The sequence below is a fragment of the Frigoribacterium sp. AC394 genome (assembly GCF_979258095.1).
Map to the genome: position 1 here is coordinate 214,686 of NZ_OZ409834.1, position 26,343 is coordinate 241,028.

27 protein-coding genes and 1 pseudogene are annotated in these 26,343 nt (G+C 70.1%); 9 read left to right on the forward strand and 19 right to left on the reverse strand.

Features of this window, described 5'->3' with window-relative positions:
* Positions 1-10 precede the first annotated feature (10 nt).
* Positions 11-826, reverse strand: a complete 816-nt coding sequence (gene qcrC / locus ACZZY9_RS00915; protein WP_192060425.1) for a cytochrome bc1 complex diheme cytochrome c subunit — start codon at positions 824-826, stop codon at positions 11-13.
* 21 nt (positions 827-847) lie between these two features.
* Entirely contained in the window at positions 848-1,489 is a 642-nt protein-coding gene (gene ctaE / locus ACZZY9_RS00920; RefSeq protein WP_192060424.1) for an aa3-type cytochrome oxidase subunit III, read from the reverse strand.
* Between the two features lie 106 nt (positions 1,490-1,595).
* Between ctaE and trpD the strand changes: the two genes are divergently transcribed.
* Positions 1,596-2,651 (forward strand): anthranilate phosphoribosyltransferase, encoded by a 1,056-nt coding sequence (trpD, locus tag ACZZY9_RS00925; RefSeq protein ID WP_463462643.1) that lies wholly within the window; start codon positions 1,596-1,598, stop codon positions 2,649-2,651.
* A 132-nt stretch (positions 2,652-2,783) separates the two neighbouring features.
* On the opposite strand, the gene glpK is transcribed toward trpD, so the two are convergent.
* On the reverse strand, positions 2,784-4,301 hold the full coding sequence (gene glpK / locus ACZZY9_RS00930; protein WP_463462644.1) for a glycerol kinase GlpK: 1,518 nt from the start codon (positions 4,299-4,301) through the stop codon (positions 2,784-2,786).
* A gap of 102 nt (positions 4,302-4,403) precedes the next feature.
* Positions 4,404-5,078: an MIP/aquaporin family protein gene (locus ACZZY9_RS00935; protein ID WP_197981916.1), complete on the reverse strand. Its 675-nt coding sequence runs from the start codon at positions 5,076-5,078 to the stop codon at positions 4,404-4,406.
* A 248-nt stretch (positions 5,079-5,326) separates the two neighbouring features.
* Between ACZZY9_RS00935 and dhaK the strand changes: the two genes are divergently transcribed.
* Genes dhaK through dhaM form a run of 3 tightly spaced genes read left to right on the forward strand, consistent with a single transcriptional unit; the run spans position 5,327 to position 7,703 of the window.
* A complete protein-coding gene (dhaK, locus tag ACZZY9_RS00940; protein WP_463462645.1) occupies positions 5,327-6,328 on the forward strand; it encodes a dihydroxyacetone kinase subunit DhaK in 1,002 nt (333 codons plus the stop codon).
* A gap of 37 nt (positions 6,329-6,365) precedes the next feature.
* Positions 6,366-7,016: a dihydroxyacetone kinase subunit DhaL gene (gene dhaL / locus ACZZY9_RS00945; protein ID WP_463462646.1), complete on the forward strand. Its 651-nt coding sequence runs from the start codon at positions 6,366-6,368 to the stop codon at positions 7,014-7,016.
* Between the two features lie 3 nt (positions 7,017-7,019).
* A complete protein-coding gene (gene dhaM, locus ACZZY9_RS00950) occupies positions 7,020-7,703 on the forward strand; it encodes a dihydroxyacetone kinase phosphoryl donor subunit DhaM (RefSeq protein ID WP_463462647.1) in 684 nt (227 codons plus the stop codon).
* A gap of 52 nt (positions 7,704-7,755) precedes the next feature.
* On the opposite strand, the gene ACZZY9_RS00955 is transcribed toward dhaM, so the two are convergent.
* The 6 genes from ACZZY9_RS00955 to ACZZY9_RS00980 form a co-directional block, all read right to left on the reverse strand.
* On the reverse strand, positions 7,756-8,517 hold the full coding sequence (locus ACZZY9_RS00955; RefSeq protein ID WP_463462648.1) for a pyrimidine reductase family protein: 762 nt from the start codon (positions 8,515-8,517) through the stop codon (positions 7,756-7,758).
* Positions 8,514-9,494 (reverse strand): dihydropteroate synthase, encoded by a 981-nt coding sequence (folP, locus tag ACZZY9_RS00960; protein ID WP_463462649.1) that lies wholly within the window; start codon positions 9,492-9,494, stop codon positions 8,514-8,516. The genes ACZZY9_RS00955 and folP overlap by 4 nt, the downstream gene beginning before the upstream one ends.
* A complete protein-coding gene (gene folE / locus ACZZY9_RS00965) occupies positions 9,491-10,084 on the reverse strand; it encodes a GTP cyclohydrolase I (RefSeq protein WP_463462650.1) in 594 nt (197 codons plus the stop codon). The genes folP and folE overlap by 4 nt, the downstream gene beginning before the upstream one ends.
* 12 nt (positions 10,085-10,096) lie before the next feature.
* Complete coding sequence (locus tag ACZZY9_RS00970; protein WP_243213487.1) at positions 10,097-10,600, reverse strand: hypothetical protein; 504 nt, start codon at positions 10,598-10,600, stop codon at positions 10,097-10,099.
* Between the two features lie 119 nt (positions 10,601-10,719).
* Positions 10,720-11,175, reverse strand: coding sequence for an NUDIX hydrolase (locus tag ACZZY9_RS00975; RefSeq protein ID WP_463462651.1), 456 nt, complete (start codon positions 11,173-11,175; stop codon positions 10,720-10,722).
* Positions 11,172-11,939 carry an SDR family oxidoreductase gene (locus ACZZY9_RS00980; protein ID WP_463462652.1) on the reverse strand — a complete coding sequence of 256 codons (768 nt, stop codon included), beginning with the start codon at positions 11,937-11,939 and terminating at the stop codon, positions 11,172-11,174. Before ACZZY9_RS00980 ends, ACZZY9_RS00975 begins: the two co-directional genes overlap by 4 nt.
* Before the next feature lie 182 nt (positions 11,940-12,121).
* Between ACZZY9_RS00980 and ACZZY9_RS00985 the strand changes: the two genes are divergently transcribed.
* The 4 genes from ACZZY9_RS00985 (at position 12,122) to ACZZY9_RS01000 (ending at position 14,975) form a co-directional block, all read left to right on the forward strand.
* Complete coding sequence (locus tag ACZZY9_RS00985) at positions 12,122-12,601, forward strand: NfeD family protein (protein ID WP_192060412.1); 480 nt, start codon at positions 12,122-12,124, stop codon at positions 12,599-12,601.
* A 3-nt stretch (positions 12,602-12,604) separates the two neighbouring features.
* Positions 12,605-13,726, forward strand: a complete 1,122-nt coding sequence (locus ACZZY9_RS00990; RefSeq protein WP_463462653.1) for an SPFH domain-containing protein — start codon at positions 12,605-12,607, stop codon at positions 13,724-13,726.
* A complete protein-coding gene (locus ACZZY9_RS00995) occupies positions 13,723-14,502 on the forward strand; it encodes a glycerophosphodiester phosphodiesterase family protein (RefSeq protein ID WP_463462654.1) in 780 nt (259 codons plus the stop codon). Before ACZZY9_RS00990 ends, ACZZY9_RS00995 begins: the two co-directional genes overlap by 4 nt.
* Before the next feature lie 107 nt (positions 14,503-14,609).
* Positions 14,610-14,975: an RNA polymerase-binding protein RbpA gene (locus ACZZY9_RS01000; RefSeq protein ID WP_192060410.1), complete on the forward strand. Its 366-nt coding sequence runs from the start codon at positions 14,610-14,612 to the stop codon at positions 14,973-14,975.
* A gap of 12 nt (positions 14,976-14,987) precedes the next feature.
* Here the strand turns inward: ACZZY9_RS01000 and lnt are convergent, their stop codons facing one another.
* The 9 genes and pseudogenes from lnt to ACZZY9_RS01045 form a co-directional block, all read right to left on the reverse strand.
* Positions 14,988-16,604 carry an apolipoprotein N-acyltransferase gene (gene lnt, locus ACZZY9_RS01005; protein ID WP_463462655.1) on the reverse strand — a complete coding sequence of 539 codons (1,617 nt, stop codon included), beginning with the start codon at positions 16,602-16,604 and terminating at the stop codon, positions 14,988-14,990.
* Positions 16,605-16,652: 48 nt separating this feature from the next.
* A complete protein-coding gene (locus ACZZY9_RS01010) occupies positions 16,653-19,154 on the reverse strand; it encodes a DEAD/DEAH box helicase (RefSeq protein WP_463462656.1) in 2,502 nt (833 codons plus the stop codon).
* Between the two features lie 4 nt (positions 19,155-19,158).
* Complete coding sequence (gene tatC, locus ACZZY9_RS01015; RefSeq protein ID WP_463464617.1) at positions 19,159-19,914, reverse strand: twin-arginine translocase subunit TatC; 756 nt, start codon at positions 19,912-19,914, stop codon at positions 19,159-19,161.
* Between the two features lie 75 nt (positions 19,915-19,989).
* Positions 19,990-20,289, reverse strand: coding sequence for a twin-arginine translocase TatA/TatE family subunit (tatA, locus tag ACZZY9_RS01020; protein ID WP_463462657.1), 300 nt, complete (start codon positions 20,287-20,289; stop codon positions 19,990-19,992).
* A gap of 76 nt (positions 20,290-20,365) precedes the next feature.
* Positions 20,366-21,352, reverse strand: a complete 987-nt coding sequence (locus tag ACZZY9_RS01025) for a helix-turn-helix transcriptional regulator (RefSeq protein ID WP_463462658.1) — start codon at positions 21,350-21,352, stop codon at positions 20,366-20,368.
* Positions 21,345-22,370 carry a helix-turn-helix transcriptional regulator gene (locus ACZZY9_RS01030; protein ID WP_463462659.1) on the reverse strand — a complete coding sequence of 342 codons (1,026 nt, stop codon included), beginning with the start codon at positions 22,368-22,370 and terminating at the stop codon, positions 21,345-21,347. The genes ACZZY9_RS01025 and ACZZY9_RS01030 overlap by 8 nt, the downstream gene beginning before the upstream one ends.
* A gap of 68 nt (positions 22,371-22,438) precedes the next feature.
* Positions 22,439-23,362 (reverse strand): FKBP-type peptidyl-prolyl cis-trans isomerase, encoded by a 924-nt coding sequence (locus tag ACZZY9_RS01035; protein ID WP_463462660.1) that lies wholly within the window; start codon positions 23,360-23,362, stop codon positions 22,439-22,441.
* Positions 23,363-23,466: 104 nt separating this feature from the next.
* Positions 23,467-24,497, reverse strand: a pseudogene (locus tag ACZZY9_RS01040) (tRNA (adenine-N1)-methyltransferase).
* An 86-nt stretch (positions 24,498-24,583) separates the two neighbouring features.
* Positions 24,584-25,276 (reverse strand): HAD family hydrolase, encoded by a 693-nt coding sequence (locus ACZZY9_RS01045; protein WP_463462661.1) that lies wholly within the window; start codon positions 25,274-25,276, stop codon positions 24,584-24,586.
* Between the two features lie 123 nt (positions 25,277-25,399).
* On the opposite strand from ACZZY9_RS01045, the gene ACZZY9_RS01050 reads away from it, so the two are divergent.
* Entirely contained in the window at positions 25,400-26,308 is a 909-nt protein-coding gene (locus tag ACZZY9_RS01050; RefSeq protein ID WP_192060401.1) for a proteasome assembly chaperone family protein, read from the forward strand.
* Positions 26,309-26,343: the final 35 nt, after the last annotated feature.

Consider the following 26,343-nt stretch of genomic DNA (forward strand, 5'->3'; position numbering starts at 1 on the left):
GGGAGAACGACTAGTTGGATCGGGCGGTGAGCCAGATGGTCACGGCGACGATTCCGCCGAGACCGAAGATCCAGATGAACAGACCCTCGGCGACCGGGCCGAGGCTTCCGAGTTCGAACCCGCCGGGGGACGGGTTGTTCTCCAGGTACTTGAGGTACGTGATGATGTCGGCCTTGTCTTGGGGCGACAGGTTCATGTCGTTGAAGACGGGCATGTTCTGCGGGCCGGTGAGCATGGCCTCGTAGATGTGATTGGAGTCGACCCCGTCGAGTGCGGGAGCGAACTTGCCCTCCGTCAGCGCGCCTCCGGCGCCCGCGACGTTGTGGCACATGGCGCAGTTGATGCGGAAGAGCTCGGCGCCGTTGGTGGTGTCGCCGTCGGCCTGGAGGTACTCCTCGGAGGGGATGCTCGGACCGGGGCCGAGGGAGGCGATGTAGGCGGCCATGTCGGCGACCTGCTCGTCGCTGAACTGCGTGGGCTTCTCTTCGGCCTGCGGGCCGTTGAGCGCCATGGGCATGCGGCCCGTGCCGACCTGGAAGTCGACGGCGGCCGAGCCGACGCCGATCAGGCTGGGGCCGTCGGCAGTACCGGCGGCGCTGAGGCCGTGGCACGTCGCGCAGTTCGACGCGAAGAGCTTCTGACCCTCATCGATGCTCTGCTGCGATGCGACGGGGGCAACGTTCTCGTCGGCGGTGGCCGTCGACGAGAAGAGGGCGTACGCGCCACCGGTCGTGAGGAGACCCACGAGGATGAGGGACGCGGTCGCGAGCGGGCTGCGACGACCCGTCTTGGTCTTGCGTCGCGAGGACGAGGTTCGAGTGAACATGCTGTGTGAACGATCCAATGCCTATTTGAGGACGTAGACGACCATGAAGAGGCCGATCCACACCACGTCGACGAAGTGCCAGTAGTACGAGACGACGATGGCTGTCGTCGCTTCTTTGTGGCCGAAGTTCTTGACGGCGAACGCCCGGCCGATGGTGAGGAGGAACGCGATGAGACCGCCGATGACGTGCGCGCCGTGGAAGCCGGTCGTCATGTAGAAGGCGGAGCCGTACGCGTTGGAGCTGAGGGTGACGTGCTCGGAGATGAGGTGCGCGTACTCGAACACCTGGAGGCAGATGAACGCCGAGCCCATGGCGTAGGTGAGGAAGAACCACTCGACCATGCCCCACTGGCCGACCTGGAACAGGCGGCCCGTGCGGCGTGACTGCATGCGCTCGGCGGCGAAGACGCCGAACTGGCAGGTGACCGACGAGAGCACCAGCATGATGGTGTTCGTGAGGGCGAACGGCACGTCGAGCTTGGCCGTCTCGAACTCCCAGAGGCCGGGCGAGGTGCTTCGCAGCGTGAAGTAGATCGCGAACAGACCCGCGAAGAACATGACTTCGCTGCCCAGCCACACGATGGTGCCGACGGCGACGGTGCTCGGTCGGTTGACGACCGGCCCGGAAGGTCTGGAGAGAGAGGTACTTGTCACGAGGTCCATTATGCCTGGAAACCTCCCTTGGGTTTGCGCAGGAAACCCCGGGTCGGGAATTTCTCTTGACGACGAGCTATAAGACGGGCTAGGCGGACGCCGCTAACCTTGCGGCATGACCAACGAGCTCTCCTGGCCCACGATCATCGAGTCCCTCCTGGCCCGTCGGGACCTCTCGATCACCGAGGCGACGTGGTCGATGGAGCGGGTGATGCTCGGCGAGGCGACTCCCGCTCAGCTGGCCGCGTTCCTCGTCGCGCTGCGCTCCAAAGGGGAGACGGTCGACGAGATCGTCGGCTTCCGCGACGCGGTGCTCGCCCACGCCGTCCCGCTGCCCGTCGACTCGCTGGCCGTCGACATCGTCGGCACCGGTGGCGACCGGTTCGGCACGGTCAACGTGTCGACGATGGCCTCCGTGGTCGTCGCGTCGACCGGTGTGCCCGTCATCAAGCACGGTAACCGCGCGGCGAGCTCGTCGTCCGGCTCGTCCGACGTGCTGGCCGCCCTCGGCATCGACCTGACCCTGTCGGCCGAGCGCGTCGCGGACGTCCTCCGGGAGGTCGGCATGACGTTCGCATTCGCCGCGGCTTTCCACCCGGGCTTCGGCAACGCGGCGCAGGTCCGGCGTGAGATCGGCGTGCCCACGGTGTTCAACTTCCTCGGTCCCCTGGTCAACCCGGCACGCCCCGAGGCGAGCGCCGTCGGCGTCGCGTCGCTCGACAAGGTGCCCCTCATCGTCGGCGTGTTCCAGACGCGGGGGGCGACCGCGCTCGTGTTCCGCGGCGATGACGGCCTGGACGAGCTGACGACCACCGGTCACAGCCACATCTGGGAGATCTCGACCGGGTCCGTGACCGAGCACGACTTCGATCCGCTCGAGCTCGGCATCCCACGGGCCGCCATCGCCGACCTCGTCGGCGGCGACGCGCAGCACAACGCCGACGTCGCCCGCCGGGTGCTCGCCGGCGAGACGGGGCCGGTGCGCGACATCGTGCTGCTGAACGCCGCGGCCGGTCTGGTGTCGTACCGGCTCGCCGTCGACCCGTCGGAGCGCGACCGCCCCGTCGTCGTCCGATTCCGTGAGCAGCTCGCGGTGGCGGCCGAGGCGATCGACTCGGGCGCTGCCGCTGCCAAGCTCGACGCGTGGGTGACGGCCACCAGGACGGCGTGAGGTCGCCCCGGGTGGCCGACCCGCGCCTCCTCGGCTCGAGGGACGGCCGGGCGGGGTCGATCGACAGGACGACCGCCTGAGACGCGGAACGGGCCCGCCCCCCTAGGGGAGCGGGCCCGTCGTCGTCGGGACTCAGTTCACGTCGTCGTCGACCCAGTCGAAGGTCTTCGTGACGGCCTTCTTCCAGAGGCGCAGGGTGCGGTCGCGCTCGTCGGCCTCGATGTTCGGAGTCCAGCGCTTGTCCTCCTGCCAGTTCTGACGGAGGTCGTCCAGCGTCTCCCAGAAGCCGACCGCGAGACCGGCTGCGTAGGCCGCGCCGAGCGCCGTGGTCTCGGCGACCACGGGGCGGACCACCGGGACGTCGAGGATGTCGGCCTGGAACTGCATGAGAGCGTCGTTGGCGGTCATGCCGCCGTCGACCTTGAGCTCGGTCAGGTCGACGCCCGAGTCGGCGTTGACCGCATCGAGCACCTCGCGGGTCTGGAAGGCCGTGGCCTCGAGCGCCGCGCGGGCGATGTGGCCCTTGTTCACGTAGCGGGTCAGACCCACCAGCGCACCGCGGGCGTCCGAACGCCAGTACGGCGCGAAGAGGCCCGAGAACGCCGGCACGAAGTACACGCCGCCGTTGTCGTCGACGGTCTTGGCCAGCTCTTCGACCTCCGCCGCCGAGCCGATGATGCCGAGGTTGTCGCGCAGCCACTGGATGAGCGATCCGGTGACGGCGATCGACCCCTCCAGCGCGTAGTGCGGGGCGGCGTCGCCGAGCTTGTAGCCGAGCGTCGTCAGCAGACCGTTCTTCGAGTGGACGATCTCCTCGCCCGTGTTGAAGATGAGGAAGTTGCCGGTGCCGTAGGTGTTCTTGGACTCGCCCTGGTCGAATGCGGCCTGACCGAACGTGGCGGCCTGCTGGTCGCCGAGGATGCCGGCGATCGGCACCTCGCGCAGCAGGTTCGAGGACTCGACCGTGCCGTAGACCTCGGACGAGCTCTTGATCTCGGGGAGCATCGACTTCGGCACGTCGAACGCCTCGAGGATGTCGTCGCGCCACTGGAGCGTCTCGAGGTCCATGAAGAGGGTCCGCGATGCGTTCGTCACGTCGGTGACGTGGACGCCGCCGTCGACGCCGCCGGTGAGGTTCCAGATGACCCACGAGTCGGTGGTGCCGAACATGAGGTCGCCCGCATCGGCCTTCTCGCGTGCACCCTCGACGTTCTCGAGGATCCAGACGATCTTTGTGCCCGAGAAGTAGGTCGCGAGCGGCAGCCCGACGATCGGCTTGAACCGCTCGACGCCACCGTCGGCGGCGAGGCGGTCGACGATGGACTGCGTGCGGGTGTCCTGCCAGACGATCGCGTTGTAGACCGGCTTGCCCGTGGTCCTGTCCCACACGACGGCGGTCTCGCGCTGGTTGGTGATGCCGACGGCCTTGATGTTGTGGCGCGTGATGTCGGCCCGCGAGAGGGCCTGGCCGATGACCTCGCGGGTGTTCGTCCAGATCTCGAGCGGGTCGTGCTCGACCCAGCCGGCGCGCGGGAAGATCTGCTCGTGCTCCTTCTGACCGGTGGACACGATGGTGCCCGAGTGGTCGAAGATGATGGCGCGGGTGCTCGTGGTGCCCTGGTCGATGGCGAGAATGTAGTCGTCGCTCACGGGTGTGTCTCCTTCGTCGTTGATGGTGTCGACCGCGACGGGCCGGGTGCGCCCCGGAGGGGCGTCAGCCCGCCGCGATCAGCGATGAGTCGTGGGTTCGGGTCAGGCGATGGGGAGCAGCGCGCCCGAGACGACGGCGGCGAGTGCGCCACCGATGAGAGGGCCGGCGACGGGGACCCAGGCGTAGGACCAGTCGCTCGAGCCCTTGCCCTTGATGGGGAGGAAGGCGTGCGCGATGCGCGGTCCGAGGTCACGGGCCGGGTTGATGGCGTAGCCGGTGGGGCCACCGAGGGAGGCGCCGATCGCGATCACGAGGAAGGCGACGGGGATGGCGCCGAGCTCGGCCGGGGTGCCGCCGTTGGTGAAGCCGATGACGACCAGCACGAACGCGAAGGTCGCGATGATCTCGGTGACGAGGTTCCAGCCGTAGTTGCGGATGGCGGGCCCGGTCGAGAAGACGCCCAGCTTGGCGGCGGGGTCGGGCTCTTCGTCGAAGTGGTTCTTGTAGACGAGCCAGACGAGCACGGCGCCGATGATCGCACCGATCATCTGCGCGGCGAGGTAGACGAGGAACGCGACGAAGTCGATGTTGCCCAGGATCAGCTGCGCGAGCGAGACGGCCGGGTTGAGCGCCGCACCGGAGGAGTACGAGACGGTGACACCGGCGAAGACGGCGAGGCCCCAGCCGAAGTTGACCATCAGCGTGCCGCCGTTGAAGCCCTTCGACTTCGTGAGTGCCACGTTGGCGACGACGCCGCCACCGAGCAGGATGAGCATCGCCGTGCCCACCACTTCAGAGAGAAAAATCAGTCCCAGGTCCACGTCGACCTTCCTTAGTCGTCGGGCGGGCTGCGACTGTGCAACCCGCGGTGAGCGTGTGAGCACACACTAGTGCGGGGACGGCACACCATGAGTGGCCGAATCAGGTGGTTTGCACACATGTGCACAGATGTCCGAGCGGAGTACTTTCGTGGAGGAATGAAGCGAGCCCGGTCGACGGGCTCCCATCACGAGGAGGACCTTCGATGAAGAAGCTCATCAACGATCCGGCGGACGTCGTCGCCGAGGCCGTCGCGGGATTCGGGGCGGCCCATGCCGACCTGGTCGTCGTGTCGCACGATCCGACGTTCGTGAGGCGCGCCGAGGGGCCGACGCCGGGCAGGGTGGCCATCGTGAGCGGCGGCGGCAGCGGACACGAGCCGCTCCATGCCGGGTTCGTGGGGTTCGGGATGCTCTCGGCAGCGGTGCCCGGCCCCGTGTTCACCTCGCCCACCCCGGACCCGATCCTGGCGGCGACGTCGGCGGTCGACGGGGGAGCCGGGGTGCTCTACATCGTCAAGAACTACACGGGCGACGTGCTCAACTTCGAGACGGCGGCCGATCTCGCCGAGGCCGACGGCATCACCGTGGAGTCGGTGCTGGTCGACGACGACGTCGCCGTGAAGGACTCCCTGTTCACGGCGGGTCGTCGTGGAGTCGCCGGGACGGTCGTCGTCGAGAAAATCGCGGGCGCCTCCGCCGAGCGGGGTGACGACCTCGCCACCGTGGCGGCTCTCGCCCGTCGTGCCGTGGCGGCGACCCGATCGATGGGCGTCGCACTCGCCGCCGGCACCGTTCCCCACGCCGGTGAGCCCGGCTTCGTCCTCGGTGACGACGAGATCGAGTTCGGCGTCGGCATCCACGGCGAACCTGGCCGCGAGCGCATGCCGCTGGAGCCGGTGGACGCCATCGTCGAGCGCCTCCTCTCGGCGGTGACCGACGACCTGGGCGTCGCAGCGGGCGACCAGGTGCTGCTTTTCGTCAACGGCATGGGCGGCACCCCCTCCATCGAGCTCTACATCGCGTACCGCCGAGCGGCCGAGCTGCTGTCCGAGCAGGGGGTGACCGTGGCGCGCAGCCTCGTCGGCGACTACGTGACCTCGCTCGAGATGCAGGGTCTCTCGCTCACCGTGACCCGGCTCGACGACGAGCTGACCGAGCTCTGGGACGCACCCGTCGAGACGGCCGCGCTGCGGCGCGGACGCTGACCGTGACAGCCCTCACCGACCACGAGAGGAACACCGAATGACACTGGACTCCACCTGGGTGCGCGCCTGGATCGAACGGACGGCGGAGGTGCTGACGACCGAGCGGCACACCCTGAGCGAACTCGACCGCCAGATCGGCGATGGGGACCACGGCGAGAACCTCGCCCGCGGATTCGCCGCCGTCCGGGAGCGCGTCGGCCAGACGCCCGACGACGCGACGCCGGCGACTCTCGTCAAGCTCGTCGCCACCACCCTCATCTCGACCGTCGGGGGAGCGGCCGGACCGCTTCTCGGGACGGCCTACCTCAAGGGGGCGGCCGCCCTGGGCGACGCGTCCGAGCTGGACGCCCGAGCGGTCGTCGCCCTGCTGACCGCCGCGCGCGACGGCGTGGTCCTCCGAGGCAAGGCCGAGACGGGCGACAAGACCATGGTCGACGCCTGGACCCCGGCCGTCGACGCCGCCGTCGCGGCAGCCGGGAACGGCGCCCCACCGGCGGACGTCCTCCGGGCCGCGGCCGACGCCGCCGCCGAGGGCGCCGCCTCGACCGAACCGCTCGTCGCCCGCAAGGGCCGGGCCAGCTACCTCGGCGACCGCGCCATCGGGCATCGCGACCCGGGAGCCCAATCGTCGTCCCTCATCATCACCGCGGCCGCCGACACGGCGGCCGAGTCGAACAAGGAGTCGTAGAGAATGCCCACCATCGGAATCGTCATCGTCTCGCACAGCGCCAAGATCGCCGAGGGGGTCGTCGAGCTGGCGAGGCAGATGGCCCCGTCGACCACGCTCGTCGCTGCCGGCGGCACCGACGAGGGCGGGATCGGAACGAGCTTCGACCGCATCTCGACCGCCCTGACGACGGCCGCGGCGGGCGGCGGAGCCGTCCTGCTCTGCGACCTCGGCTCGGCCATCCTCACCTCCGAGACGGTCGTCGACTTCCTCGACGACGCCGAGAAGGAGCGCGTGGTCATCGCCGACGCACCGCTCGTCGAGGGCGCGGTGGCCGCAGCGGTGGCCGCCGAGACCGGGGGAGACCTCGCGCAGGTGGCCGCCGCGGCGTCCGGCGCGACCGGGATCGCCGACGTCCACGCCGACGAACGCGATCTGCGTGGCGGCGACGCCGTCGAGCGTTCGACGACCATCGTCAACACCTCGGGGCTCCACGCACGCCCCGCGGCCGAGCTGGTCAAGCACGCGTCCGCCTTCCAGGCCGACATCACCGTCAACGGCGTCGACGCGAAGAGCCTGCTCCGCATCATGGGTCTGAACGTCGGTGCGGGGTCGACCGTCGCGATCATGGCCACGGGACCGGACGCCGAGGCGGCGGTCGACGAGCTGATCGCACTCATCGACGACGGGTTCGGCGAGAGGGCCTGACCCGGGGAGGGCGATCGAGGAGGCGCGTCCCGAGAACCGGGGCGCGCCTCCTTCAGGTCGGACGGCGGCGCGAGTACCTGGCCAGCAGCACATCCTCGGAGGCGAGCAGGTGATCGAGGGTCATCCCGCGGACCGCCCCCGCGCCGGAGCCGGAGACGATGCGCGGGCCCTCGCCGGCCACGAGCGTCGGCGACACGGTCACGTTGAGCTCGTCGAGCAGGTCGGCGTCGACGAGGTCGCCGAGCAGACTCGGACCGCCCTCGGTGTGGATCTGCGGCAGATCCCTCTCGACGAGCAGGGCCACGAGGAGGCGCGGGTCGACCCGGTCGGAACCGCAGACCACCACGTCGGCCACGGTCTCGAGCCGCGACCTCGCGTCGCGCGAGGAGGATTCCGTCGTGACGACGAGGGGGCGCACCGGGGCCTCGGCGAACACGGCGCTCGAGGGATCGAGGTCGAGCGACCGGGACACGATCGCGAACACCGGGTGCTCGGGCAGTCCGTGCGACCGGCGCCAGGCCACGTCGTCGTCGTGGAGGCGCATGGCGCCGTACCCCTCGGAGCGCACGGTTCCCGCGCCGACCACCACGACATCGCACACACGACGGAGCAGATCGAAGACGAGCAGATCGGCCGGGCCGCCGAGCCCTCCCGACAGGCCGTCGACGCTGGCGGAGCCGTCGATGCTCGACACGGCGTTCGCGCCGACCCGCGGGATGCTCCGGTCGACGGGGGAGAGGAGCGCGACGAGCGCCTCGTGATCGAGCGGCTCGGCAGGGCCGGGGAGCACCCTCGTGAGGATCGGGGAGGTCATGAACGCGCCTCCTCGGCGTCGGAGACCTCGCCGGGTCGAGAGGCGGACCCGGGGCCCAGGTTGTGCACCTCGCGGACAGGAGCGCGCCAGCCGGCCACGGCCTCGAACATCCGGACGGCGTCGACGGCCGCTCGGACGTCGTGCATGCGGACGATGCGCGCGCCGAGCATGATGCACACCGTCGCCGCGGCCAGCGAACCCGACAGGCGGTCCGGCTTCTCGCGACCGAGCGATTCGCCGATGAAGTCCTTGTTCGACACCGCGGCGAGCACGGGGTGACCCAGAGCGGCGACCTCGGCGAGTCGGCGCGTCACCTCGAGGGTGTGCCGCGTCGTCTTGTTCAGATCGTGGCCCGGGTCGACCACGATGCGATCGAGGGGGACCCCGTGCTCGAGGGCGACGTCGACCCGCCGGCGGAGGAAGTCGATCACCTCGACGGTCACGTCGTCGTAGTGCGGGCTCGGGTGCGGGCGGCGCGGTGCGGCCAGACTGTGGGTGATCACGAGCGTCGCGTCGCTGTCGGCGACGACGTCGGCCAGCCGCGGGTCGTGCAGCCCCGTGGTGTCGTTGATCACACCGGCTCCGGCCGCGATGACCGCCTCGGCGACGTCGGCCCGGAAGGTGTCGACGGAGACGACGACGTCGGAGCGGGCGGAGAGGGCCTGGACCACCGGGAGGACCCTCTCGAGCTCTTCCGCACCGGGCAGCTCGGGCCCGGGCGCGAACGGCACACCGCCGATGTCGACCCAGTCGGCGCCGTCGTCGGCGGCCCGGACGGCGGCCGCGACGGCCCGGTCGAGGGCGAAGGTGGCGCCCTGGTCGAAGAACGAGTCGGGGGTGCGGTTCACGATCCCCATCACCGCGACCTGACGGGAGAAATCGAACGTGCGCCGTCCGATCCGTCGCACGGGGGCGTGCAGCGCGGGGAGGAAGGGGGCCACCGTGCTCTCGACCCACGGGCCGTGCGACGCCGTCACGCCGAACGCCCGTCGTGCGGGGCGCCGATGAGCACCATCGCCTCCGTCCTCGCCGCGGGGTCGGTCAGCGAGCCCCGGCTCGCCACGGTCACCGTGCTGCTGCCGCTCTGGCGCGGCCCGCGGGTGGTGACGCAGCCGTGCGCGGCGTCGAGCACGACGAGCACCCCGGTCGGTTCGGCGCCGTCGCTCAGCGCCTGCGCGATCTCCTCGCCGAGTCGCTCCTGCAGCTGGGCGCGCGACGCCACCGTGTCGACCAGGCGGGGGAGCGCCCCCAACCCGACGATGTCGCGCCCGGGCACGTAGGCGATGTGGGCGACGCCCACGAAGGGGAGCAGATGGTGCTCGCACATCGATCGGAACCGGATGTCGCGGACGATCACGAGCTCGCCCGATCGGTCGGCTCCGGCGTCGACGACGCTGTCGCGGACGACCTTCGCTGCGTCCACCCCGACACCGGAGAAGAACTCCGCGTACGACTCGGCGACCCGTCGCGGCGTGGCCTCCAGGCCGGGGCGGGCGAGGTCCTCGCCGACGGCGGCCAGCAGCTCTCGGACGGCGGCCTCGATTCGGGGCTGGTCGATGGGCGTCATGGCGACATCATCTCAGGCGGGACCGTGGGGTTCCCCGTCGTCGGGGTCGTGGGGGAGCGCTGCATGGTGGCGATGGCCCGGCGTGCGCCGCGCCTCCTTCATCTCCGCCTCGAACAGATGCCTCCTGCCACCGGCGAGAGCATCACGAGCGTTCTTCTCGCTCTCGCGGAACAGCGCGTAGTAGCCGTCGTCGTAGTCCTCGACGATCTGGAAGGTCCATCGCCCGTCGATCACGTTGCGGCCGATCAGCTCCCGGTCGAGCCGGTCGGCGATCTCGCCGTGCCCGGCCGCCCGCAGCTTCTCGACGGCGTCGCCGAGGGCCAGGTCGGCCTTGCCGGTCAGCCGGTGGAATCCGTAGAGGAACCCACGGGCCTGCTCGACGACCTCGAGGGCCGCCGAGAGCTCGCCGAGGGCATCGACGGTCGCGTCGTCGAGGCCCTCCGGGCGGCGGTGCCGACTGTCGGGGCCGTCTCGCTCGTCGTCGTGTGCGTCGCGTGCATCGGGTGCGCTGGTCATGCGTCGAGCCAACACCGAGGAGGCGCGAGAGGGGTGCTCGAGATCAGTAAGCTGACATAATGTGCATTATCAGCGCACTGCCGAAGGCGGCCGAGAAGGGGTGCGAGCCGACGAACGACTCAGAGGATGCGGCGCAGCAGCGGCACGAGCGCCGCCGGTTCGACGGCGTCATCGGTCGTGTCGAGCCCGGCGAGCTCGTCGAGCGTGAACCAGCGCGACTCGAGGATGTCGACGCGTTCGTCGTCCGTCCAGCCAGCGTCGTCGATCTCGAAATGCGGCAGTCTCACGATGAAGAACTCGGCGTGACCGTGCGTGTGATCCGCGTCGTCCCACGGGACGACGAAATCCTCGACGTACACGACGTCGCCCGGGTCGGTGATGATCTGACCGGTCTCCTCGCGGAGCTCCCGGATGGCCGCCTCGGCCTGGGTCTCACCCGGGTCGACTCCCCCGCCGGGTGTGATCCAGCGGGCGACGCCGCTGGTGTCGGGCGCCTTGGTGAGCATCAGCAGGACCCGGCCGTCGTCGTCGACGACGATCAGCCGCGACGTCGCCCGCACGACCCGCTCGGTCATGAGAGGGGCGCGAAGTCGCTCGTGTCTCCGACATAACGGGTGTGATCGGTCGGCACCGGGTCGACGGCCGCCGATGCGACCTCCGCCGCGAACTCGGCGACGTTGTACAGCTTGCCGGCGCTCTCCTTCCGAGACGAGATGGCACCGGGGTTCGAGCGCTCGAGGAGGGTCGCCGTGATGGTGCCCTCGATCATGTCGCCGGAGACCACGACGAACTCGACGCCGGCGGCCTCGAGCTGCGGGATCATCGCGCGCAGGGCGTCTTCGCCGGCCCGCTTGCTGAGGGCGACGGGCCGGTACTCGGGCATCGTCTCGGTCGTCTCGATGAAGTGCGCCTGGTGGCTGGTGACGAAGACGACGCGCGAACCCGGGGCCAGCAGCGGCAGCGCGGCGGTCAGCAGCTCCACCTGGGCGTCGCGGTTGAGCTTGAGGGCGTAGTCGTCGGCCATGCCGCTCTCCATGCCGCCGGAGGCGTTCATCACGAGGATGTCGAGCCCGCCGAATCGCTCGCCCACCGTGGCGAACATGCCCCGGACGCTCTCGGGATCGGTGAGGTCGGCCCCGATCGCGATGGCCTCTCCCCCGGCGGCCTCGATCTTGTCGACGAGCTGCAGAGCCCGCCGCTCCTTGTTGCGGTAGTTGACGACGACCTTGGCACCGGCCTCGGCGAAGTACGCGATCGTGTCGGCGCCGATGCCGCGCGATGAGCCGGTGACGAGGGCACGGGCGCCGGACAACGAGCCGGCGGCGAGGGGGTTGGACAAGGCGTACTCCTGACTGAGCGGGCGGAACGGGGTGCGGATGCTGCGGGGCGCCGAGGAGGTGCGACGTCGATCTCGACGGAGCGCGCCTCCCTGAGGACCAGCCCCGAGACTACCAAGCGCCTACTCGACGTCGGTGGGAGGTGATACTTTTCCATAACAGGGGAACTGAGGGAGGTTCGGGGATGGACGTCGTCGCCCAGTACGCATGGATCATCTGGATCGCGCTGATCCTCCTCTTCGTGGTGATCGAGGTCACGACTCTTGAGCTCACGTTCCTCATGCTCGCCATCGGAAGCGGCGGCGGACTCGTCTCCGGTCTGCTCGGGGCACCGTGGTGGCTGCAGATCGTCACCGGCGGCATCGTCGCGGTCCTCCTCCTCTTCACCGTGCGGCCGGCCCTGCTCAAGGCGCTGAAGAAGGGCGGGGATCCGACGCCGAGCAACATCGAGGCCCTGCTCGGGCTGCACGGCACGGTCGTCGTGCCCATCGGGCTCGACGCCGGCCAGGTCAAGCTGACCAACGGCGACACGTGGACCGCCCGACTGCTCACGACTCCCCCGATGCCCGGCGAGTCGATCACACCTCTCGACACCGGCGCGCCGGTCGTCGTGACCGCCATCCAGGGGTCGACGGCTCTCGTCGTCCCCGTGCGAAGGGACTAGCCCATGGACACCGTCACCCCCGCCACCGTCGCCACGATCGTGGTGGTCGCCATCGTCGTCGTGCTCGTCCTGGTCGTGCTCTTCCGGGCCGTGCGGATCATCCCCCAGGCCAGCGCCGGTGTCGTCGAACGGCTCGGCCGCTATCACAAGACGCTCAACCCGGGTCTGAACCTGCTCGTGCCGTTCATCGACCGAGTCCGACCGCTGATCGACATGCGCGAGCAGGTCGTGTCGTTCCCGCCCCAGCCGGTCATCACCGAAGACAACCTGGTGGTGTCGATCGACACCGTCGTGTACTTCCAGGTGACCGACGCCCGCGCGGCCACCTACGAGATCGCCAACTACCTCGGAGCCGTCGAGCAGCTCACCACGACGACCCTCCGGAACGTCGTCGGCGGTCTGAACCTCGAGGAGGCGCTGACCAGTCGCGACAACATCAACGGACAGCTGAGGGTGGTCCTCGACGAGGCGACCGGCAAATGGGGCATCCGGGTCGGCCGCGTCGAGCTCAAGGCCATCGATCCGCCGCTGTCGATCCAGGACTCGATGGAGCAGCAGATGCGCGCCGAACGGAACCGACGTGCGGCCATCCTCACGGCCGAGGGGACGAAGCAGTCGCAGATCCTCGAGGCCGAGGGCATGCGTCAGTCGGCGATCCTCCGAGCCGAGGGCGATGCGAAGGCGCAGGTGCTCCGAGCCCAGGGCGAGGCGGAGGCGATCCAGACCGTCTTCAACGCCATCCACGCCGGCGATCCCGACCCCAAGCTGCTGGCCTATCAGTACCTGCAGACCCTCCCGAAGCTGGCCGACGGGTCGGCGAACAAGCTCTGGATCATCCCGAGCGAGCTGACCGAGGCCCTGAAGGGCATCGGCTCGGGCTTCTTCGCCCCCAAGAACCCCGACGCACCGGGCTGGGTGCCCCGGCCCGGGCCGTCGGTGGCGGACATGGATGCCACGCCCGATCTGGCGAGCACGGTCGATCTCGGGTCCGAACCCGACCTCGGATTCCCGACGGTGACCGAGCCCGGCTCCGTCGACCCGTCGAGCGGATCGGCCGACGGCCCGACCGCCGACCCGAACGGATCGGACGACGGGTCGGCGACTCCCCCGAGCGACCGACCGTGACGACGCACGGGGCTGATCGCCCCACCCGGTGGTTCGACCCCGAGACTCCCCGGCTGCTCGCCCATCGCGGACTGCACACCACGGCGCCCGAGAACACCATGCTCGCCTTCGCGCAGGCGATCGCGATCGGTGCCGACTACCTCGAGACCGACGTGCACGCCACGCGTGACGGAGTCGCTGTCATCAGCCACGACGCCGACCTGCGACGACTCGCCGGTCGTGACCAGCGCCTCCTCGACCTCGACTGGTCCGAGGTCTCCAGCATCCGCCTGCCCGAAGACCAGACCATGCCCTCCCTCGTCGAGGCGCTCGACGCGTTCCCCGAGACGCGCTTCAACATCGACGTGAAGTCGGACGACGCCGTCGAGCCGACCATCCAGGCCATCCGCCGGGCCGGCGCCGTCGATCGCGTTCTGGTGACGTCGTTCGACCAGTCGCGCCGTGCCCGCACGGTGGCCGGGCTGCCGGGTGTCGCCACCTCGGCCTCGTCGCGTCTCGTCGTCGCCGCCGTCCTGGTCGGGGTGATCCCCCTCAGATCCGTCCGACGCCGTCTGCTCGCCTCGGTGCTGGCGGGCTGCGGAGCGATCCAGGTGCCCGAACGGCAGGGGCCCGTCGCGATCGTGACCGCCCGGCGGGTCGCGGACCTCGCCTCGGTCGGGGTCGAGACCCATGTCTGGACGGTCGACGACCCCGCCGACATGCACCGCCTCGTCGCGCTCGGGGTCGCCGGGATCGTCACCGATCGAGTGGATCTGGCACTCGACGAACTGCGGTGACCAAGCATCTCCGCACTGTGAAGGCACTGTGAAAGGCCGTCGGGCGAAACAACCGCACCGAATTCGGGGTTACAACGGGAGATTGCACCGCGAGAGGAGACCACACAATGGCAGATCGCAGTTTGCGCGGTATGAGACTGGGTAGTCAGAGCCTGCAGAGCGAAGAGGGCGTCGAATTCTCGCCCCGCAAGAAGGCCGTCTATCAAACGACCGACGGCACGACGTTCGAGATGGTGTTCGCCGCCGATGCGGACATCCCCGACATCTGGCAGTCGCCGAAGAGCGGCCTGGAGGGGCGTCTTCTGACGGCCGACGGGAAGCTCGTCGAGATCGACGAGGCCGACGTGAAGGTTCCGAGGTCGCACTGGGACATGCTGCTCGAGCGTCGCACGCGCGACGAGCTCGAGGAGCTGCTGCAGGAGCGGCTCGACTTCCTCCGGGCCCGCAAAGGTCAGGTGAAGATCGGCGCCTGAGCCGCAGGCCGGTCAGCGCACCAGGACGGCCCCGTCACCGCCACGGATCGTGGTGACGGGGCCGTTCGCGTCGTCACGGGCGGCCCGGCGTCGTCCTCTCCACAGACCGGCCATCAGGAGCGTCGCGAGGCCGAAGAACGACACGAGCAGTTCGATCGCCCGACTCGCGACGACGGCAGGGGTCGTGCCCGTGCCCAGATCGACCGTGGTGACCATCGTGCCCGGCTCGTAGTCGCGTGTCCCGTCGACGACATCGCCGTGGGCGTCTATGACCCGGGTGGAGGCGACGGTCGACACGTTGACGACCGATCGGGCCGTCTGGATGGCCCGCATCTTGGCGATGGCGAGCTGCTGCTCGTTCTCGTCGGTCTGCCCGGGTCTCGAGCCGAAGTCGGCGTTGTTGGTCTGCGCGACGATGACCTGGGCGCCCTGATCCATCATGTTCGTGATCAGCTGGTCGTCGACGATGTCGAAGCAGATGGAGATGCCCGCCACGAAGTCGCCCACATCGATAGCCTCGTCGCGCGTGCCCGGCGTGTAGTCGCGTCCGATCAGGTCGATCAGCTCGGGTGCGAACGGACGCCAGAACGCGCGATCGGGCACGTACTCGCCGAAGGGCACCGGGTGCTTCTTGTCGTACTGGCCGACGACCTCGCCGTCGTCCCACAGGATCGACGAGTTGTACGTGGTCTCGCCGTCGGGGCTCTCGGTGATGACACCCGACAGGAGCGGTGCGCCGTAGCCCCGGTTGATGGCGTCGAAGACATAGCGGCCGAACTCGTCCCGGGTCGGATCGCGGTCGCTGCCGCCCTCGGGCCAGACGATCAGATCGAGGTCGTTCGCGGCGGGGTCGAGACCCTGCATCGCCAGCACCTGCGAGTCGGTCAGGTCGCCGTAGGCGCGATCCGCCGAGTCGAAGTAGCCGGCCTTGCCGTTGCCCTGGACACCCGCGATCGTCGCCGTGCCGTCGGTGAAGGTCGGCCATGCCGGGACGGCCAGCGCCGCCGCGATCACGGTGGCACCGGCCAGGACCCGCGTCGAACCCCGCACGGTGCTGAGCAGCGCCAGCTCGATCAGGACGGCGACGACGGCGACCATCAGGAAGCTCAGCCCCGAGATGCCGAGATAGGCGACGAGACCCTTGAACGGGCTCTCGGACTGGCTCAGCGCGACCCTGCCCCAGGCGAAGCCGCCGTAGGGCCAGTTGCCGGCGATGAACTCGCGGAGCGTCCACAGGCCGGCCACGACGACGGGCAACAGCAGGGCGCGCCCGAGTGTTCCGGGCCAGACGACGGGCACCCAGCGGTAGGCGAGGGTGATGAGCACTGCTCCCCCGGCGAAGAACAGCGCCTCGAGACCGGCCAGCGCAGCCCACGGCACCACGCCGAGGAAGAGCGTGGCCCACTGGATGTGGATGAGATAGAACGACAGCCCGGCGACGAGCCCGATCAGGAACGCGCTGCCGGCACGTCGGCCCCTCAGCGCGACGAGGACCAGGCCGATGCCGACGAAGGTCAGCGGCCAGACGTCGCCGTCGGGGAACCCCGCGTCGAGGACGGGCCCGGCGCAGAGCGCCACGACGAGGGCCAACCAGAGGGGCAGACGGAGCTCGGTCACACGAGAAGGCACCTCAGGATTCTAGGTCGACTCGGCTGGGAGCCCCTCCGCCCGTGGCCGTCAGACCGCCGAGTAGGCGACGATGCCGCGCCGGACGGCGTCGAGGGCCTGCCGCGCCGTCGGACCGACCGGCAGATCGGCCACCACCGACAGCTGGTCGAGGAGGTCGATCGTCTGCTTCGTCCAGCGGACGAAGTCGCCGGCCGCCAGTTCGGCGTCCTCGAGGACGCTGTCGAGACTGGCGCCCCGTGCCCACCGGTGCATCGCCAGCGCGAGGCCGGGGGCCGGGGGGATGCTGCCCGGGAGTCGGTGCTCCTGCTCGAGGTCGTCGAGCTCGGCCCAGAGCTTCTGCGTCTCGTCGAGTGCCGTGCGGTACTCGCCCCGCGGAAGGAACCGCTCGGCGAGCTGCCCCTCGTCACGCCTCGGCTCGTAGACGAGCGTCGCCGCCATCGCGGCCAGGGAGGGGACGTCGAGCATGTTCCAGAGCCCGAGTCGAAGGCTCTCGGCCACCAGGAGGTCGCGGTCGCCGTAGATGCGCCTCAGGGTGCGCCCGGCCGGGGCGACGTCCACCTCGACGGTCGCAGGGAGCCGACCCGCGCCTCCTCGGGACGACGCCGGACGGGACTCCGAGGAGGCGCGGGGCACGAGATACCCCCGGTCGAGCAGCACGTCGGTCACCCGGTCGAAGACCTTCGCCACCGCACCCGTGCGGCTGCGGATCTGCGCCGACAGCTGATCGGTCTGCTTCTTGAGCTTGAACCAGCGCTCGGACCACCGGGCGTGCTGCTCGCGGTCGGGACAGGCGTGGCACGGGTGCTGACGCATCTCACGCCGCAGGTCGCCCAGTCGGCGCTGACGCTTCTCGTGCTCGCTGCGCGACTGGGCGTCGGCCCGCGCCGCGCCCTGCTTCTCGAGGTCGCCCAGCTCGCGACGGATGAGCGTGTACTGGCGGAAGTCGCCGAGGTGGCATTCCATGCTCGCGGCGTAGCCGTCGAGACTCGCCTGCTGCGTGCGCACCTTGCGGGCGAGATCGACGACCGAGCGGTCGGCCTGGAACTGCGCGAACGAGGTCTCGAGCACCTCACGGGTGCGCGAGCGGCCGAACTGCTCGATGAGGTTGACCGCCATGTTGTACGTCGGGCGGAAGCTGGAGTTCATCGGGTACGTGCGCCGCGACGCGAGGGAGGCGACCGCCTGCGGGTCGAGCCCCTGCTGCCACTGGATGAGCGAGTGGCCCTCGACGTCGATGCCGCGGCGACCGGCACGCCCCGTGAGCTGCGTGTACTCCCCCGGGGTGATCGGGACCCTGGCCTCGCCGTTGAACTTCTCGAGCTTCTCGAGCACGACCGTGCGGGCGGGCATGTTGATGCCGAGGGCGAGGGTCTCCGTCGCGAAGACGACCTTGACCAGCTTCTTCTGGAAGAGCTCTTCGACGACCTCCTTGAACGCCGGGAGCAGACCGGCGTGGTGCGCCGCCACTCCGCGTTCGAGTCCGTCGAGCCACTGCCAGTAGCCGAGCACGGCGAGGTCCTCGTCGCGGAGCGTGCGGCACCGGGCCTCGACGATCTCGCGGATCTCCTGGCGTTGATCGGCGGTCGTCAGTCGGATGCCGGATCGGAGGACCTGCTTGACCGCCTGATCGCAGCCCACCCGGCTGAAGACGAAGAAGATGGCCGGGAGCAGATTCTGGTCGTCGAGCATCTCGACGATCTTCCAGCGGTCGAGTCGGCCCTGAGCCTGCTGGATGGGGGCCATCACATGGCCCCGCGGCCCACGCCTCGAACCGCCGTCGCCTCGACGACCCGACCCGCCCTTGCGCGAGAGGGACGTGGCCCGCAGCAGCTCGGGGTTGACGCGGTTCGTGGCCGCCTGGCCGCTCGAGTCGAACAGGTCGAGGAACTTGCCGCCGACCAGGACGTGCTGGTCGAGGGGCACGGGGCGGTCTTCCGAGACGATGACGTCGGTGCCTCCCCGCACCGTCTGCAGCCAGTCGCCGAACTCCTCGGCGTTCGAGACCGTCGCGCTGAGCGACACGAGCCGCACGTCGAGCGGGAGGTGGATGATGACCTCCTCCCAGACGGCGCCTCGGAACCGGTCAGCCAGGAAGTGAACCTCGTCGAGCACGACGTAGCGGAGGTCGTCGAGCATCTCGGACCCCGCGTAGATCATGTTGCGGAGCACCTCCGTCGTCATCACGACAATGCGCGCACGGGAGTTGACGTTCGTGTCGCCGGTCAGCAGGCCGACCTCGGACGCACCGTACTCGGCCACGAGCTCTTGGAACTTCTGGTTGCTGAGCGCCTTCATCGGCGCCGTGTAGAAGACCTTGTCGCGGGCCTGCTGCATGGCGAGATGGATCGCGAACTCGGCCACGAGGGTCTTGCCGGCCCCGGTCGGGGCGGCCACGAGCACGCTGTTGCCCTGTTCGACCGACTCGCACGCGGCGATCTGGAACGGATCGAGGGCGAAACCGAGACGGGAGCGGAACGACTGCAGCTGCGGCGTGCGCACCCTGTTCTTCGAGGCGGCGAATCGTTCGGCGGGGCTCGCTTCGGTGCTCATGAGGTCATCTTGTCGCGAGTTCGGCGTCGAGGGCCGCCGCACGTTTGGCGACCCGGCGATCGTGCAGCCAGGCCACGCCGGCGGCGGCGAAGTAGAGGACCACCATCGGGACGGCGAGGAGGAACATGGAGAAGACGTCCGCCGCGGGGGTGGCGATCGCCGTGAACAGGGTGATCAGCAGGATCGCGACCCGCCAGCCCTTGATGATCGACACGGCCGAGATGACGCCCACGAAGTTCAGGAGGACCAGGAACACGGGCAGGACGAAGGCGATGCCCACGGCGAGGACCAGTTTGAGGACGAAGTCGTAGTACTGCTTCGCGTCGATGATGGCGGCGTCCTGCTGCGCGGCGAAACCGGTGAGGACCTCGACGATGTGCGGAAGGACGAAGAGTCCGCTCGTGCAGCCGAGGAGGAACAGCGGGATGGCCGTGCCGATGAAGCCGATGGCGTACAGCTTCTCGCGGCGCACGAGCGCGGGGACGATGAAGGCCCAGATCTGATAGAGCCAGACGGGACTCGAGAGGATGACCCCGACCGTCACCGAGATCTGGATCCGCAGGTCGAAGCTGGAGCTGACGCCGGGGTAGTTCAGGGTCGCCTCGCGGGAGCGCGCCTCGGCGATGCGGGTCACGGGCTCACGCAGGAAGTCGAGGACGAACTGCGAGAGGAACCACCCGGCGATGCTCGCCACGATGAGGGCGAGTGCGGCCAGGAACAGCCGCTTGCGGAGCTCGATGAGATGCGCCCCGAGAGACATGCGGCCGTCTTTGGCCCGGCTTCTCGGCTGCTGATCTCCGCCGCTGCGGCCACGAGTCGTCGTCGTGGCCACGGATCAGGACTTCGGCGGGAGGTCGCTCTGCGACGGGCGGACGACCGGACCGTCGGTGGTCGGACGAGCAGTGGCGTCGTCGCGTCGGCTGTACTCGTCGCGGTTGTACTCGTCGCGTCGGTTGTAGTCGTCGCGGCGGGCGTCGTCGGCCGGTGCCTTGTCGTCGTCGCGGACCTCGTTCTTGAAGATGCGCATCGACTGGGCGATGCTCTTCGCGAGCGCCGGCAGCTTGGGAGCGCCGAAAAGCAGGAGGATGATCGCGAGGACGATGATGAGGTGGAATCCGGTGAGGTTTCCGAGCATGAGGTGTTCTCCTTGCGTGGCAGGGGAGGTTTCAGTCTAACCCCGGCTCCACTGTCCCGAGCTGAAGCCCGAGGGGTCAGGAACGCGGGTCGGCGTCGTAGCCGGCCAGCGCCCGTGAGGCCCAGTCGCCGACGGCCGCTCGGGCGGCGCCCGGCGAGACGACCTCGGGGTCGCCGGGCAGGCCCGCCACGAGTCGCGCGACCGTCCCGAACTGGCCGACGCGCACTCTCAGGCGCGAGCGCCCCTCGTCGAGCGGCTCGACGTCGTCCGGGGCGTAGTCGGCGAGGAGGGGCGCGGCCGCCGAATCGATGTCGATCGTCACGGTCTCGTCGTCGGGCGACCCCTCGAAGAGGGTGTCCGGCAGGACGACGTCCGACGCGCGGTGCGCGAGCGGCTCGTCGGTCAGGGCCGGTCGGGCGATCCGGTCGAGCCGGAACGTCCGCAACGCGTGTCGCAGATGGTCGTAGCCGCGCAGGTACCAGTCGGCGTCGACGGACTCGACCCGCAGAGGGTCGACGCGCCTCCGCTCCACGACGTCACGGACCCCCGAGTAGTCGAACTCGAGCTGGCGACCCTGGGCGACGGCCAGCTCGACGAGGGACAGGACGTCGCTGGTCTCGCGCTGGTCGACGGCGACCTGGCTCGGAGCGGACGACGCGCCCCGCGCGAGCTTGGACATCAGGGTGGCGATGGCGGCGCGATCGGCGTTCTCGGGAAGCGACGACAGGTACTGAAGACCGGCGATCAGCGCCGCGGCCTCACGGGCCGAGAAGCGAGGCGACTCGTCGATGGCCACCATGTGCGTGAGGACGATGACGTCGTTCTGCTCGAAGTCGTCCCACGCGATGTCGAAGAGGTCGTCGTGCTGGTACTGATTCGTCTCGCCGGGCACGCCGGATACGGCGATCAGTTCGACCGCCCGGCGGATCTCCCCGACGGACACGCCGAAGTGCTCGGCGGCCTCGGCGACGGAGACCCGCCCGCGATCGATGAGATACGGCACCAGGGAGAGCAGGAAGGCCAGCTTGTCGGTGGCGTGCAGTGCGGATCGCTTCTCAGTCATGGTGACTCCCCCCGGCGGAGCGGACGTCGGTGTGGACGGCGACGAGCCGACGCAGACGCGCGATCACCAGGTCTCTGACCGAGGCGGGCTCGAGCACGATCACCTCGGGCCCGAACGACGAGAGCTCGTCGGCGACGATCTGCTCGTCGGAGAAGTGGATCTCGAGGAGGCAGTCGTCACGGACCACCGTCGAGCGTCGTTTGGTCAGCCTGGTCTCGGCGTCGGAGCCGGCGACCACGCGGATGAGCGCCGTCCTGGTCCGCCAGACCTCGTCGAGCGCCGCGAGGGCCGACTCCGCCGTCGCATCGGCGGGGCGCTCCACGGCGACCGCGGTGATGACGACCGGGCCGATGATGCGCGACAGCAGGAAGGTCTTCCGGCGGCCGGTGTCGGGCTCGAGGCACGAGACCATCCAGCGACCCTGATGCTGGATGAGGGCGAACGGAGCGACCTCGCGCCTCCTCGCCTCGGACTCGCCGGGCTTCAGGTACGGGAACCGCACCAGCACGCCACGATCGAGCGCGTCGCGCAGCGGTTCGAAGGCGGCGTCACGCGAGCGGATGCGCGGGGCGTAGTCGAGCCCGGGGACGGTCGCCGTGCCGCCGAGCGAGCGGAGCTTGAGGAGAGCGCGTCTGCTCTCGCCCGACAGCGTCCCCTCGCGCCAGACCATGGCAGCGAGGGTCAGCAACGCGGTCTCCTCCGACGAGAAGGCGATGTCGAGGGGCAGCTCGTACGCGCCGCGGGGTATGCGGTAGCGGAGCATCTGGTTGTTGCCCGCCGCCGCCGGGTCGTCGAGGGTCTCGAGCGGCACACCCAGCTCGCGGATGTCGTCTTTGTCGCGCTCGAACTGACGCTCGAGGGCGGTGTTGTCGCCGTTCGGCGAGTACTTCTGCCGATAGCCCTGGACCGTGGCGAGGATGTCGGACTTCGTCAGGCCGGGCTCGGTCGCGAGGAGGGCGAGGACGAGGCTGAAGAGGCGCTCTTCGACGGGTACGCGAGGGGCGCGGGCGGCTGACACGGGTCGAGCCTAGGCCACGGCCGGGGTGGGGCGCCCCGGCCGTCGCGGCGCGTGGATCGACGTGCCGGTCAGAGCGAACCCAGGACGTCGAAGACGTAGACGTAGGTGCTGGGGTTCTCGTCGCTGGCCGGGACGACCGTCATCACCTGCGAGCCGACCGTCTGACCGACCAGCGCGTCGCGGAGGGCGGCGGGCAGGGTCTCGTCGTCGAGCGCCACCGTCGTCGCGGTGTCGCCGTTCGTCCACGTCGACCCGGCGACGGTCGAGGGCTCGGCCCAGGTCACGGCCGTGAACTGCACGACCGCCGTCGAGTCGGCGGTCAGTCGCGACCCGTCTCCCTCGCGGACGAGGTGCGTCTGCTGCGTGGTCGGCGCCGGGGCGACGGGCACGGTGATGCCGGGGGCGCCGTCGGGTGCCGTCACCACGGCGGGCAGGCCGTCGGCCCCGGGGACGAGACGTCCGTTCGCCTTGGCCAGGAACGACTGGCGGATGTCGACCACGGCGATGTACGCGGCGTCGGGGTCGTCGCTCGCGGGGGCGGACGAGCCGGACAGCGACGCCTGGAGCTCGGAGGCCTTCAGGGCGACGACGACACGCGAACCGACCGTCGAGCACTTCAACGCGTCGGCGAGGGGCGCGAGCGCCGAGCCGCCGACGGTCACGGGGTTGCCGATCGATCCGTCGTAGCCGCTGTTCTCGACCTCCGTACCCGTGCTGCCGTCGAACAGCGTGTAGTCGATGAGGACGGGCGAGCCGTCGACCAGACGGGCGCCGTCGCCCTCGATCACGGTCGAGACCTGGGTCTCCGTCGTGACGATCGGACTCGGCACGGTCGCCTCGGGCTTCTCGCCGAACGCACCCGTCGCGGTCACGACCGAGGCGGCGTCGCCCGTGGGCGGGCAGCCGGCCGACCCGGGGGCGGCGCTGGTCGCGCATGCCGAGAGGGAGGCCACGAGGCCGAGGGTCACGACGAGTGCGGGGATCTTGCGCACGGGTACTCATTTCGTTGCGGCGGCCGGCGGGCCGGGAAGCGGCCGGGGGCCGCGGATGCGGGAACAGCCTAGTCGGGGTGGGAGGGCGGGGAGATCGGCGCCGTTCAGGCGGAGGGCGACTGGTCGCCGGTCGACCTCGAGGTGGCGTCGGACTCCGTCGCGGCCACGGCGGCGTCGGCGGCCGACTTCGCCTGTCGCGCCGTCTTGCGCAGCTTCTTGTCGCTGGCCGTGCGGTCGCCGAGGGCTCCGGGGTCCAGAGCTCGACGTCCTCGTCGGAGTAGTCGGACTTCGAGGGACGGCGCTTGAGCTGCGGCAGCTCGGCACCCGGCGCGAGCCGTCGTGCAGTGATGAGGAACCCGGTGTGCCCGATCATGCGGTGGTCGGGACGGACGGCCAACCCCTCGACATGCCACCCGCGGACGAGCGTCTCGGAGGCGTCGGGCTCGGTGAACACGCCGGATGCGCGGAGGGCCTCGGCGACGCGCGAGAGCTGGGTCGCCGTGGCGACGTAGCAGACGACGAGTCCGCCGGGGGTGAGCGCGGCGGCGGTCGCGTCGACGCACTCCCAGGGGGCGAGCATGTCGAGCACGACGCGGTCGACCGTGCCGTCGGGCATCGTCTTCGGCAGCTCGTCGACGAGATCGCCCACCGTGACGCTCCAGTTCGGCTGCTCGGAGCCGAAGAAGCTGACGACGTTGCCCTCGGCGACGTCGGCGAACTCCTGACGGCGCTCGAACGAGGCCAGTCTGCCCTCGGGGCCGATCGCCCGCAGCAGCCAGAGCGACAGGGCGCCCGACCCCACGCCGGCCTCGACGACGGTGGCGCCGGGGAAGATGTCGGCGAAGGCGACGATCTGCGCGGCGTCCTTCGGGTAGACGATGGCGGCGCCGCGCGGCATCGACATGACGAAGTCGCTGAGCAGCGGGCGAAGGGCCAGGTACTCGTCGCCGGTGGTGCTCGCCACGACCGAGCCGTCGGGCAGACCGACGAGCGCGTCGTGGGCGATCATGCCCCGGTGGGTGTGGAACACCGCGCCGGGGGTCAGCACGACCGTGTTCATCTTGCCCTTCGGGCCGGTCAGCTGGACCTTGTCGCCCTCGAGGAAGGGGCCGGACTGGCGACGGGTGGCGGTCATGCGGTGCTGCTTTCGGTCGGAGGGGCGGCTCGGACGACGGCCGGGAGCCGAGGAGGCGCGGGTCGGCGCCGATCGGCGCCCCGCGGTCAGAGGACGGAGGCGGGTGGTCGGCTCGTGTCGCGTGCCGCGGCGTGCAGTCGGCGCAGGTCGGCCACGGTCACGCCGCGGAGGGTCGTGGCACGGGTGTACCCGGCGTCGTCGACGAGCGGTGCGGCGTGCTCGACGCCGAGGACGACGGCGCCGGACGCGACGGCCGACGCGGCCCCGGGCGGGGAGTCCTCGATGGCGACGCAGTCGGCGATGTCGACGCCGAGCAGAGCCGCGCCGCGCAGGTACGCCTCGGGGTGGGGCTTGCTGTTCTCGACCTCGTCGCCGGCCACGACGGCGTCGAACGCCGGGAAGTCGATCGCCTCGATCATGAAGTCGGCCATGCGTCGGATGGACATCGTGACGAGCGCCGTGGGCACGCCCTCGCTCCGCAGCTCGGCGAGGAGCTCTCGGGCGCCCGGGCGCCACGGGACGTCGTCTGCGACGAGTGCCAGGACCCCGGTCGTCAGGCGGTCGATGATCTCGTCGAGCGGGAGATCGACGCCGTGCCGCTGGATGACCAGGGCGGAGTCCCACAGGCCCGTGCCGATCATGGCGTCGCCGTCGGCTCTGGTCCAGGTTCCGCCGAACGACTCGACCAGTTCGACCTGGCATTCGTACCAGTAGGGCTCGGTGTCGACGAGAGTGCCGTCCATGTCCCAGAGGACCGCGGCGGGAAGAGAGGAGGTCACGGGCATCGAGTCTACGGGAGGCGCCCGGCGGTCGGGCCGACACGGCCGGGGACCCGGCGACGCACGGTCTACTGTGGAGGGTCAAGACGCCGGTGCAGCGGGCCCGGCTCGGTGAGGACACAGGTGACGAACACGTCGAACACGTCGGACTTCGCGAAGGGGCGGCTCCTGGTCGTCGCCTTCGAGGGGTGGAACGACGCCGGCGAGGCGGCCAGCGGGGTCGCCCGGAGCCTCGTCGAGTCGCTCGGACTCGAGCCGGTGGCCGAGCTGGACGGCGAGCGGTACATCGACTACCAGTTCAACCGTCCGCAGATCGGCCTCGACGACGACGGCGGGCGGACGCTCGTCTGGCCGCGGATCGAGCTCCTCGCCGCACCCGACTCCTCCGAGGTCATCGCCGCGTCGTCCGACGTCGGGTCCGACACCGAGGTCTTCGTCCTTCTCGGCGCCGAGCCGTCGCGCAGCTGGCGCGGGTTCGCGGCCGAGATCGTCGACCTCGTGGACGTCCACGCGATCACCTCCGTGGTGTTCCTCGGGGCGATGCTCGCCGACGTCCCGCACACCCGGCCGATCTCCGTCTTCGTCAGCAGCGACAACGCCGACGTGCGAGGTCAGCTCGGCCTCGAGCGCAGCACGTACGAGGGCCCGGTGGGCATCCTCTCCGTCCTCGGCGACGCCGTCGAGACGGCCGGCGTGCCCTCGCTGTCGGTCTGGGCGTCCGTCCCGCACTACGTGCACAACGCCCCCTCCCCCAAGGCGACGCTCGCGCTCGTCGAGAAGCTCGACGAGCTGTCCGCCGTGAGCGTCCCCCGCGGAGACCTCGTCGAGGAGGCCGCCGCGTGGGAGGCCGGCATCGACGCCCTCGCGGCCGACGACGACGACATGGCGGGCTACATCGAGCAGCTGGAGCAGGCGCGTGACACCGTCGACTCCCCCGAGGCGAGCGGCGAGGCCATCGCGCAGGAGTTCGAGCAGTACCTCCGCCGACGCGACGGCAAGGGCGACGACCCGCGGTACCCGCCGGCCCCCTGAGCGCAGGGCCGAGGGCGCCGACCCTCGGCGCGGCG